Genomic DNA, 11277 nt, shown 5'->3' on the forward strand with positions numbered 1-11277 from the left:
CGGCCCCGACCTACTACGACTGGCGCGCCCGCCGCGCGAACCCCTCTCAGCGGCAGCTCGACGACGCCGTCCTGCTTGAGCAGATCGTGAAGATCCGCTCGGTGAGCGAGTTCGCCACCACCTACGGATCCCGCGGGTGTGGCTGGAGCTGCGCCGCCAGGGCGTGCACGTCGGGCGCAAGCGCGTCGCTCGGATCATGCGCGAGCACGGCCTTCAGGGCGCGCACCTGCGTCGCGGCTGGAAGGGCGGCTCGACCCGGCAGAATCCGGCCCACCGCCGGCGCCGGACCTGCTCGAACGCGACTTCACCGCGACCGCGCCCAACCGGGTGTGGGTGGCGGACCTGACTCGCATCGTCACCGGTGAGGGCGTGTTGTGGCTGGCCTCGGTGCGGGACGCGTTCTCCAACCGGGTCGTCGGCTGGGCCACCGACCCGCGAGCCACGACGGTGCTGGTGCTGACCGCGCTCAACCACGCGCTGCGCTCCCGGAGCCTGCGTCCCGGTCAGTTGATCTTTCACAGCGACAAGGGGGCCAATACACGGCACTGCGATTCACTCAGCGCCTGGTCGACGCGGGTGTCGCCCCGTCGACAGGGTCCACAGGGGACAGCTATGACAACGCCCTCGCCGAGAACCTGTGGTCCACGCTCAAGATCGAGCTGCTCTACTGGCCCGGGACGGGCTTCGCGACCCGCTGCGAGGCCGAGCATGCGCTGATCCGCTACCTCGACGGCTGGTACAACCCGCGCCGGATCCAGGCCCGCCTCGGAGGGCTCTCACCCGACGAGTACGAAGACGACTATCGTCGCGCCCAGCGCGACGCCGACAGGTAACCCGCACTCCGGCAAACCGGGGGAAGCTCACGAGGAGTTCCCCGGTCTGCTGGGGTTCGCCTCCACGCTTGCGACTCCCCGTGGTGAGGCCAAGGTCCGAGACCAACTGCTCAACCTCTACGGCCGTCTTGTCACTGAGGGCCACAAGGTCGGCTTCCGAGTCCTGGTGGTCACTCAGCGAGCCGACGCCACGATCCTGGGTGGTTTCCAGCGTGGCCAGCTTGGATTGCGCATGTCGTCCGGGTCGCAGACCGTGAGGCCATCCCGATGCTCCACCAGGACGCCCGCAACCTTGCCACTGAGCACTCCCACGCAGATCCCGGCATTGCGTTGCTGGAAACCCCGACCACTGCCCTGGCTCGGGTCCGTGGTCCGCGCCTGCCCGGCCTGTCGGAGGAGTCTGACTACGCCTGGTATTGGGACGAGATCGCCACTGCCACCGCGCGTCTCCACGATGAAGCCGCGTAAGTAGGCCAAGGTCATCCCTGGTCGTCGCTGAATGCAAAGAACCCCAGGTCTTAGAGCCCTGGGGGTTCTCACGGCGACCAGTCGAGTCCAACCTGCAAGTAAGAGAGGACCAAGCCGACGTGGCAGGTCAGATCGTAGCTCCGCTCCCCACCGGTGGCGAGCACCGTGTCGTTGCGGGTGCTGTTGCTGGTGTTGTCTCGGTGCCCGGGGCTGTCCGCCCGGCCGGGCGGAGGCAGGAGGCCGGAGCGGGCAGCCCGGGGGCGCCGTAGGCGCCCCCTTGGGAACACAGGAACGTGCCGTGCCATAGCAGGTCAGAGCGTTGTTGAGGGTGCTTCGGAACTGGGCTGGGAGGTTGAGGAGGAGCCGACGAGTGCTGATCTTCGGTGGGCGCTGCACACCGGGGTGGAGTGGCGCCACAACCCGTTGAAGAAGGTGCGGGCGTGTCGCGGTACGCTTCCGACGAAGGCTCTAATGAGATAGGAGTCACATTTGCGCCGTGCAAGGGCGAGGGAGGGGTCGAGGTCGGGGTCAATCGGGTGAAGACGTGCGGCTCGTGGCACTCGTGCCTGCCGTGCGGTGCGCGGATCGCGGTGCACCGCGCTCGGGAGCTTGCGCAGGCCTTCGAGACATGGGAGACCCTGGGTAACTCTGTGGTGTTGGCCACATTCACGTTGCAGCATCACGCTGGGCAGTCCCTGCGGGACCTGCTGGTCGCGCAGCGCGCCGGGTGGCAGGCGCTCCGGTCGAAGCGCCCGTATGAAGCTGACCTGCTGAATCTGGGGTGGCGTCGTTCCCGATCGAGTCGGCGTTGGGACGCGGATGGTGAAGGGTGTGATCCGGGCGTTCGAGTCCACCTACGGGACGATCACGGCTGGCATCCGCACTACCACGTGTTCTTCCTGGTGGAAGGCGGTCGTGATCATGCGGAGGCGGCGCGGGAGGCGGTCGCGCCGATGTGGGACCGCTGGTCGCTGGCTTGGCAAGCACGGGGCGACAGCGATCGCGACGGTCAACGGGGAGTCCGCCGGGCTGGATGTGAAGGTGATCGGCTCGGGCAGGCCGCGAGCTACGGGAAGTACCCATTCAAGCTCGCGTTGGAGGCAGTCGGGGGGATCTTTAAGCACGGCCGCTCCCAGGACCGGAAGGGCCGTGAGGTCGGTCACAGGCATCGGACGCCGGCGGAGATCGTCGAGCACATCGCGGTCGCCCAGGTCGAGGGCAAGCTCGGTGATGAGCAGGCGCAGACTGATCTGCGGGTCTGGCGGGAGTGGTGCGAGACCGCGACGGACCTGGGGCTGCGCCAGGCCCCGTTCCCGATGCGGGCCTGGTTCGCCGACAAGGCCCGTGAGCTGGGCATCGAGGGCCCCCTGACCGACGGGGAGCCCGGCGAGGAGAAAACCGACGAACAGATCGCCGCCGCCGAGGTCCTGGGCAACCGGACCGGGCGATGATGTCCTCCCGCGACTGGTCGTCCACGGTGGCCTACGAGTTCGACTCACTACGCCGAGCACGGACGACACGGTGCTGGACCGCAGTGGTCGTCGAAACGACGACACGCAGCTAGTGCTTGGAGGGTGGGGTTGCGGTTACGTCGACGTGTCCGTCTTCAGGAGCCCGGAGATCTGCCAGGGGCGTATGCCGCACACCTCTGGAGTCACTGCGTCGGCCCGGACGCAGCACTTATTGTCACTGTGCTGCGCCAGCACCTCAATGCTGCGGCCGCGCACTCAATAGCATCGGGCTATTGTCGATATTTTCGGGGTCTCCGAATAACATAACTAAGCAAAAAGACAACTCCCATGATGTTCGGAAATATAAATAGTGGGGAAATCGCCGCTTGCGCAATCGGAATATCAATAATTAGCGCAGTGCCAAGCCATAGTGCCGCAGCAATAAAAGGGATAATTACTTGCCAGAGACGAGGCTGCTTCATAACTTGAAGCTTTTTCATTGCTTTAATATTTCCTGGTGGCTCACCCTTTAGTGATCAAGTTAATTGGTCAGCATGCCGCGGCGGCACCAGTAGCTCCGCCACCAACTGCACCGATAACGCCGCCGCCTACAGCGCCAGCCGCAGTGCCAGCTCCGGGGATGACAGATCCAGCTGAACCAACGGCTACTGCGCCAACAAGTCCACCAGACACCGCTCCGCCGATTGTGCCAAGGGTGCACCTCCACCACTCTTTATACTCGCCTACCTGGCGGTTATCATCGGCTGAGCTGTGCACGGTGGCCTTGTGGTCACCATTTAGAGTGTAAGTGAAGGTAGCAGTTTTCCCGTCCTGAGTGATCCTAATCGGAAGGACTTCAAGAATCTTTCCATTATTGTCGACGACGGAGGTGTGGATTCCGTCTGTGACGAACTTTGCGCCCTTGAGTGTTACGATTCCTTCGGAGTTGTTCACCTTGTTGAAGTTGAATGTGGGAGCGGTGGACTGGCTGATTCCCGCTGGGGCGCTGGCAGAGTGTGGAGTGTCTGCTGCGGCGATTCCGCTGGCTGAGCCTATTGCGATGGCGGTGATGAATGCTGTGGTGGCGAGGAAGCGTGCAAGCTTCTTTGTTTGCATGGTGGCACCCAAGCATGGTGACTACTATCGGTCAAGGGAGGGTGTTTAGCGTAGTTGCACTGCTGCGACGAGCCGTTTTTGCTGGTGTCCTTTTTAGGTGAGATTTGTATTGTTGTGGGTGTTTTGCTCTGAAGTGGCGGTGTCAACGGATGGTTGACGTTCGGGTGGTTGTCGATACGGCGATACGCAGCTGGTGCTTGGAGGGTGGGGCTGCGGTCACGTCGGCGTGCGGAGCGCCGTCAGGGGGCCGTGGGTGCCCGCAACATGCCCGGGGTCGGGATGGGTTGCTGTCCAGGCTTGCGGGTGCCTGCGGCCCCCTGATGCCCTGTGGGGCCGGCGTGACCGCAGCCCCACCCGGAGCCGCCCCTACTTCTCTCTCTCTCGGGTGGTGGGGGGGGGGGGGTTCTCGGCTGCTGCGGGAGCAGAGGCCCCCCCGGAGGGGCCGCCGGAGGCAGACCTCTTTGGGACGGTTAGTTGGCTGGTAGCTCGTAGACCAGCTCGTATCGGTTGCCGGTGATCGTGATGTTGTTGACCTCGACTGGTGTTTCGCTTGACCAGGCGGTTCGCCAGAGGCGGTACACCGGCTCTCCGGGGCTTATGTTCATTTGTTTGGCTTCTTGTTCGTCGGCTCGGCCGATGCTGACGCGCTCGGTGTAGCTGCTCAGCTCGTACCCGAGTTCTTCGAGGCGTGCGTAGATGCCACCTGGACCACTGTTGTCGTCTTCGATCTGGGTTCCTTTGGTGATGTTGCGGGGGAGGTAGCTCGTCGCAAGCTGGAGAACCTCGTTGTCGGCTGCCATGACTCGATCTCGCACGCAGACCGGTGCACCGTGCTCGATGTGTAGGGCATCGGCGACAGCTTCGGTCGAGGCCTCGACTCGCACCTCGTTGCGGACGGTCGGGATGAGTCCGGCAGCGTGACAGTCGGTGACGAAGGCTCCACGCCCGGCGCTGCGCTCGTTGCGTGAGAGCCGGTTTCGTGTTGACCGAACGACTGATCGTTGTCCGCGCACGATCCAGCCAGCAGTGGATCGTGCGATCAGGTAACCGTCGTCGCGGAGCTGGTGCAGCGCTCGCGCGATAGTTCTGTCTGCTGCGCCGTACAGGTCCATCAGGTCGCGTCGTGGTGGTAGCCAGCTACCGGCCTGGTACTCCCCAGCATCCAGTTGTCTGCGTAGGTCGGCAGCGATTGCCTGCCATGACTGATTTGCAGGACTGGCTGTGGTCATCCGCGCACCGTATCCCTTCTGGAGTACTCCAAACGTGGGATCTTCCCCGCGGGCGCTTTGGAGTACTTCAATATGCGGCATAGTGCGAGGACGACATTGGAGTACTTCAAGCGGAGGAGCCCATCATGCTGCGTACCCTGCCCATCGACCCGGCACGTTTCAACCTCCTGGCCAGCGGAAAGCTCATGTCTAAGAGGTCGTTTCAGAACGACTTGTCGAGTTTCCATTGACCCCTCGACGACAGATCAAACGGCAGGTCAGATAGCCGCTTGTCGTCTACAACAGACACGTCGACCTCGTTCTGAAATGACCTCTAAGGCGGAGTACGCCGAGTTGTCCGATGGGTCGCGTAAGAGGGTTCCGGATAGTCAGGCGACTGATTGTGAGACTGGTCTGCCGCTCTGGGTCGTGGATTGCTTCCTTGATGATGACTCGGAGGAGGGTCGCGCCGAGGTTGTCGGTGTGACCGTCGTGAGTCGTGAGAAGCCGCAGGTCAAGAAGTTCCATCGTGTCGATTTCATCGACCTTGTGGCAACGGCGTACATGCGCGATGGACGACCCGCGTTCAGCTTTCGCGCGTCGGGCATCCATTCCGCTGTGCAGCCCAAGGCTGCCTGACCCTCCCCCGATCACTGGTCCTGGCCGGGCTGGCTTTCCGGCGGCCCGACCAGGGCCGATTCATCTCCGGAGTACCCCGTAATGACTCTGCTGTCGGCTTTCCTCGACACCCGTCGAGCTCGTCGCGCCGCCCGCGAGCTTGATCGCCGCCGGATGGAGCTCCGCGAGGACTTCGCCTGGCGGTGGCGGCAGGTCTGTGAGCACGTCGGCCTCTGCCGTTCGGTCTCCGTCGCGGCCGGGCAGACTGTTGTCGTGCCTAGGTTGGTCAACGTCGACATCGGCGACTACCTGGCTTTGATCGTGAAGTTGCTGCCTGGCCAGAAGCCGGAGGATTTCATTGCGCAGGTTGATCGCATTGCCTGGGCGTTGGGAGTGCTTCGGGTCCGGATTATCCCTCGTGGGATGGGGTGGCTCCGGATCGAGCTACACACCACCGATCCGCTCGACGTGGAGGTGACGGCGTGTCTGGCGGCTGGTGGTGGGCCCTCGGTCGCGACGACTCTGATCACGATCGCCCGTGATGAGTCCGGCAAGCTGGTCGCGATTCGCTGGACCGATGCTCCGCATGCTGTGGTCCAGGGCGCGACCCGCTCGGGCAAGAGCGTCTGGTGCTATGCGGTGCTCGCTCAGCTCGCCGCCCTCGACGATGTCCTGATCGCTGGGTGTGATCCGTCGGGTCTACTCCTGGGCCGTCTATACGACGACACCCGTCATCGGGGCTGGCAGAGCATGGGCACCCGTGATGTCCTTGCCCACCGCGATGTCCTGCAACGCCTTGTCGATGAGATGGACCGCCGTCTTGAGGGAATGCCGGAGCGTGCTGACAAGATCACCGAGTTCACTTCGGTCCGGCTGCTCATCGTTGTCGTACTCGAGGAGTTCCCCGGTCTGCTGGGGTTCGCCTCCACGCTTGCGACTCCCCGTGGTGAGGCCAAGGTCCGAGACCAACTGCTCAACCTCTACGGCCGTCTTGTCACTGAGGGCCACAAGGTCGGCTTCCGAGTCCTGGTGGTCACTCAGCGAGCCGACGCCACGATCCTGGGTGGTTTCCAGCGTGGCCAGCTTGGATTGCGCATGTCGTTCCGGGTCGCAGACCGTGAGGCCATCCCGATGCTCCACCAGGACGCCCGCAACCTTGCCACTGAGCACTCCCACGCAGATCCCGGCATTGCGTTGCTGGAAACCCCGACCACTGCCCTGGCTCGGGTCCGTGGTCCGCGCCTGCCCGGCCTGTCGGAGGAGTCTGACTACGCCTGGTATTGGGACGAGATCGCCACTGCCACCGCGCGTCTCCACGATGAAGCCGCGTAAGTAGGCCAAGGTCATCCCTGGTCGTCGCTGAATGCAAAGAACCCCCAGGTCTTAGAGCCCTGGGGGTTCTCACGGCGACCAGTCCGAGTCCAACCTGCAAGTAAGAGAGGACCAAGCCGACGTGGCAGGTCAGATCGTAGCTCCGCTCCCCACCGGTGGCGAGCACCGTGTCGTTGCGGGTGCTGTTGCTGGTGTTGTCTCGGTGCCCGGGGCTGTCCGCCCGGCCGGGCCGGAGGCAGGAGGCCGGAGCGGGCAGCCCGGGGGCGCCGTAGGCGCCCCCCTTGGGAACACAGGAACGTGCCGTGCCATAGCAGGTCAGAGCGTTGTTGAGGGTGCTTCGGAACTGGGCTGGGAGGTTGAGGAGGAGCCGACGAGTGCTGATCTTCGGTGGGCGCTGCACACCGGGGTGGAGTGGCGCCACAACCCGTTGAAGAAGGTGCGGGCGTGTCGCCGGTACGCTTCCGACGAAGGCTCTAATGAGATAGGAGTCACATTTGCGCCGTGCAAGGGCGAGGGAGGGGTCGAGGTCGGGGTCAATCGGGTGAAGACGTGCGGCTCGTGGCACTCGTGCCTGCCGTGCGGTGCGCGGATCGCGGTGCACCGCGCTCGGGAGCTTGCGCAGGCCTTCGAGACATGGGAGACCCTGGGTAACTCTGTGGTGTTGGCCACATTCACGTTGCAGCATCACGCTGGGCAGTCCCTGCGGGACCTGCTGGTCGCGCAGCGCGCCGGGTGGCAGGCGCTCCGGTCGAAGCGCCCGTATGAAGCTGACCTGCTGAATCTGGGGGTGGCGTCGTTCCCGATCGAGTCGGCGTTGGGGACGCGGATGGTGAAGGGTGTGATCCGGGCGTTCGAGTCCACCTACGGCGACGATCACGGCTGGCATCCGCACTACCACGTGTTCTTCCTGGTGGAAGGCGTGATCAGTGCGGAGGCGGCGCGGGAGGCGGTCGCGCCGATGTGGGACCGCTGGGTCGCTGGCTTGGCCAAGCACGGGGCGACAGCGATCGCGACGGTCAACGGGGAGTCCGCCGGGCTGGATGTGAAGGTGATCGGCTCGGGGCAGGCCGCGAGCTACGGGAAGTACCCATTCAAGCTCGCGTTGGAGGCAGTCGGGGGGATCTTTAAGCACGGCCGCTCCCAGGACCGGAAGGGCCGTGAGGTCGGTCACAGGCATCGGACGCCGGCGGAGATCGTCGAGCACATCGCGGTCGCCCAGGTCGAGGGCAAGCTCGGTGATGAGCAGGCGCAGACTGATCTGCGGGTCTGGCGGGAGTGGTGCGAGACCGCGACGGACCTGGGGCTGCGCCAGGCCCCGTTCCCGATGCGGGCCTGGTTCGCCGACAAGGCCCGTGAGCTGGGCATCGAGGGCCCCCTGACCGACGGGGAGCCCGGCGAGGAGAAAACCGACGAACAGATCGCCGCCGCCGAGGTCCTGGGCAACCGGACCGGGGCGATGATGTCCTCCCGCGACTGGTCGTCCACGGTGGCCTACGAGTTCGACTCACTACGCCGAGCCGGACGACACGGCGGCTGGACCGCAGTGGTCGTCTGGTTCGACCAACGGGGCATTGCTCTGGACATGCTCGGTCCAGGAGAAGAGCAACTTGAACTCGAACAAGATCGACATCAAGCTCAGGCGGAGTTTCGACTAGCAAACGATCATGAATATCATTATCGACAGTCGGTTGCTGGGGCACTATCGGCGATGGTGGGTGGGGTGGCGCCCGACTCCTCGACCGGCCGTCAAGCGAAGCAGGATGGTTGAGGAGTCGGGCGCCACCCCACCCACCGAGCCCGGTTTTCGCAGGTCGCACACTGATTATGGCGGTTGTGGCGGTCAAGATCGGTTTCTGGTTGGTTCAAAGACGCTTCAAAGCCGCTCTCGGGGTGCCCGCGCCCATGATCATCAGATGATGCATAGGTATGCTGGATTGTCGAGCCTTGTGGCGGGTCGACTCAAGGCGACCCGTGTCTAGCGCTTTCTAGCGGGACTGTCCTGTCGGGGGTGTCGCCGCTTCACGGCCCACCGGACCTATGCATCCACCGATGACCGCTGGTCGGGTGCGAGGTTTCGTGCGGACGGAACCGGTGCTGCCGCGCCGCTTCCGGTCCTCGACCGCCGGGGCGGGCTGTGGTCCGGGTCGGCTTGCCGACGACCGGTCGACGCCGGTCCACGGCGCAGCAAGATATGCACTTTTGTGACAAAACGGGTGGTGTCAACGTATGGTTGACGTTCGGGTGGTCGTCGAAACGACGACACGCAGCTAGTGCTTGGAGGGTGGGGTTGCGGTTACGTCGACGTGTCCGTCTTCAGGAGCCCGGAGATCTGCCAGGGGCGTATGCCGCACACCTCTGGAGTCACTGCGTCGGCCCGGACGCAGCACTTATTGTCACTGTGCTGCGCCAGCACCTCAATGCTGCGGCCGCGCACTCAATAGCATCGGGCTATTGTCGATATTTTCGGGGTCTCCGAATAACATAACTAAGCAAAAAGACAACTCCCATGATGTTCGGAAATATAAATAGTGGGGAAATCGCCGCTTGCGCAATCGGAATATCAATAATTAGCGCAGTGCCAAGCCATAGTGCCGCAGCAATAAAAGGGATAATTACTTGCCAGAGACGAGGCTGCTTCATAACTTGAAGCTTTTTCATTGCTTTAATATTTCCTGGTGGCTCACCCTTTAGTGATCAAGTTAATTGGTCAGCATGCCGCGGCGGCACCAGTAGCTCCGCCACCAACTGCACCGATAACGCCGCCGCCTACAGCGCCAGCCGCAGTGCCAGCTCCGGGGATGACAGATCCAGCTGAACCAACGGCTACTGCGCCAACAAGTCCACCAGACACCGCTCCGCCGATTGTGCCAAGGGTGCACCTCCACCACTCTTTATACTCGCCTACCTGGCGGTTATCATCGGCTGAGCTGTGCACGGTGGCCTTGTGGTCACCATTTAGAGTGTAAGTGAAGGTAGCAGTTTTCCCGTCCTGAGTGATCCTAATCGGAAGGACTTCAAGAATCTTTCCATTATTGTCGACGACGGAGGTGTGGATTCCGTCTGTGACGAACTTTGCGCCCTTGAGTGTTACGATTCCTTCGGAGTTGTTCACCTTGTTGAAGTTGAATGTGGGAGCGGTGGACTGGCTGATTCCCGCTGGGGCGCTGGCAGAGTGTGGAGTGTCTGCTGCGGCGATTCCGCTGGCTGAGCCTATTGCGATGGCGGTGATGAATGCTGTGGTGGCGAGGAAGCGTGCAAGCTTCTTTGTTTGCATGGTGGCACCCAAGCATGGTGACTACTATCGGTCAAGGGAGGGTGTTTAGCGTAGTTGCACTGCTGCGACGAGCCGTTTTTGCTGGTGTCCTTTTTAGGTGAGATTTGTATTGTTGTGGGTGTTTTGCTCTGAAGTGGCGGTGTCAACGGATGGTTGACGTTCGGGTGGTTGTCGATACGGCGATACGCAGCTGGTGCTTGGAGGGTGGGGCTGCGGTCACGTCGGCGTGCGGAGCGCCGTCAGGGGGCCGTGGGTGCCCGCAACATGCCCGGGGTCGGGATGGTTGCTGTCCAGGCTTGCGGGTGCCTGCGGCCCCCTGATGCCCTGTGGGGCCGGCGTGACCGCAGCCCCACCCGGAGCCGCCCCTACTTCTCTCTCTCTCGGGTGTGGGGGGGGGGGGTTCTCGGCTGCTGCGGGAGCAGAGGCCCCCCGGAGGGGCCGCCGGAGGCAGACCTCTTTGGGACGGTTAGTTGGCTGGTAGCTCGTAGACCAGCTCGTATCGGTTGCCGGTGATCGTGATGTTGTTGACCTCGACTGGTGTTTCGCTTGACCAGGCGGTTCGCCAGAGGCGGTACACCGGCTCTCCGGGGCTTATGTTCATTTGTTTGGCTTCTTGTTCGTCGGCTCGGCCGATGCTGACGCGCTCGGTGTAGCTGCTCAGCTCGTACCCGAGTTCTTCGAGGCGTGCGTAGATGCCACCTGGACCACTGTTGTCGTCTTCGATCTGGGTTCCTTTGGTGATGTTGGGGGGAGGTAGCTCGTCGCAAGCTGGAGAACCTCGTTGTCGGCTGCCATGACTCGATCTCGCACGCAGACCGGTGCACACCGTGCTCGATGTGTAGGGCATCGGCGACAGCTTCGGTCGAGGCCTCGGACTCGCACCTCGTTGCGGACGGTCGGGGGATGAGTCCGGCAGCGTGACAGTCGTGACGAAGGCTCCACGCCCGGCCTGCGCTCGTTGCGTGAGAGCCGGTTTC

General features: G+C 63.3%; 11 protein-coding genes. 7 read left to right on the top strand and 4 right to left on the bottom strand.

Annotated features, from left to right (window positions below; all coding sequences use genetic code 11):
* Nucleotides 1-136 precede the first annotated feature (136 nt).
* The 4 genes from KPF47_RS41235 (at nt 137) to KPF47_RS34820 (ending at nt 2752) form a co-directional block, all read left to right on the top strand.
* Nucleotides 137-346 (top strand): IS3 family transposase, encoded by a 210-nt coding sequence (locus KPF47_RS41235; protein WP_224392828.1) that lies wholly within the window; start codon nt 137-139, stop codon nt 344-346.
* A gap of 23 nt (nt 347-369) precedes the next feature.
* Nucleotides 370-717, top strand: a complete 348-nt coding sequence (locus KPF47_RS40640; protein WP_374108940.1) for a hypothetical protein — start codon at nt 370-372, stop codon at nt 715-717.
* Entirely contained in the window at nt 636-833 is a 198-nt protein-coding gene (locus KPF47_RS41240; protein ID WP_224388601.1) for an IS3 family transposase, read from the top strand. The genes KPF47_RS40640 and KPF47_RS41240 overlap by 82 nt, the downstream gene beginning before the upstream one ends.
* 1358 nt (nt 834-2191) lie before the next feature.
* On the top strand, nt 2192-2752 hold the full coding sequence (locus KPF47_RS34820; RefSeq protein WP_224392829.1) for a hypothetical protein: 561 nt from the start codon (nt 2192-2194) through the stop codon (nt 2750-2752).
* Between the two features lie 549 nt (nt 2753-3301).
* Here the strand turns inward: KPF47_RS34820 and KPF47_RS34825 are convergent.
* The gene (locus tag KPF47_RS34825; protein ID WP_224392830.1) at nt 3302-3868 is read right to left on the bottom strand and encodes a hypothetical protein; all 567 of its coding nucleotides are present in this window, start codon (nt 3866-3868) and stop codon (nt 3302-3304) included.
* A gap of 470 nt (nt 3869-4338) precedes the next feature.
* Complete coding sequence (locus tag KPF47_RS34830) at nt 4339-5097, bottom strand: GntR family transcriptional regulator (RefSeq protein WP_224392831.1); 759 nt, start codon at nt 5095-5097, stop codon at nt 4339-4341.
* 306 nt (nt 5098-5403) lie between these two features.
* Here KPF47_RS34830 and KPF47_RS34835 point away from each other — a divergent pair, with 306 nt between their 5' ends.
* The 3 genes from KPF47_RS34835 to KPF47_RS34845 all read left to right on the top strand — a co-directional run bounded on the left by KPF47_RS34835 (nt 5404) and on the right by KPF47_RS34845 (nt 8794).
* Nucleotides 5404-5715: a hypothetical protein gene (locus tag KPF47_RS34835; RefSeq protein ID WP_224392832.1), complete on the top strand. Its 312-nt coding sequence runs from the start codon at nt 5404-5406 to the stop codon at nt 5713-5715.
* 81 nt (nt 5716-5796) lie between these two features.
* A complete protein-coding gene (locus tag KPF47_RS34840; protein ID WP_224392833.1) occupies nt 5797-7026 on the top strand; it encodes an FtsK/SpoIIIE domain-containing protein in 1230 nt (409 codons plus the stop codon).
* A 541-nt stretch (nt 7027-7567) separates the two neighbouring features.
* Nucleotides 7568-8794, top strand: a complete 1227-nt coding sequence (locus KPF47_RS34845) for a protein rep (protein ID WP_224392834.1) — start codon at nt 7568-7570, stop codon at nt 8792-8794.
* A 939-nt stretch (nt 8795-9733) separates the two neighbouring features.
* Here KPF47_RS34845 and KPF47_RS34850 read toward each other — a convergent pair.
* Nucleotides 9734-10300, bottom strand: coding sequence for a hypothetical protein (locus KPF47_RS34850; RefSeq protein ID WP_224392830.1), 567 nt, complete (start codon nt 10298-10300; stop codon nt 9734-9736).
* A 466-nt stretch (nt 10301-10766) separates the two neighbouring features.
* The gene (locus KPF47_RS34855) at nt 10767-11147 is read right to left on the bottom strand and encodes a UTRA domain-containing protein (protein ID WP_224392835.1); all 381 of its coding nucleotides are present in this window, start codon (nt 11145-11147) and stop codon (nt 10767-10769) included.
* Nucleotides 11148-11277 lie beyond the last annotated feature (130 nt).

It is taken from the genome of Pseudonocardia sp. ICBG1293 (assembly GCF_020131355.1).
Lineage (GTDB): Bacteria > Actinomycetota > Actinomycetes > Mycobacteriales > Pseudonocardiaceae > Pseudonocardia.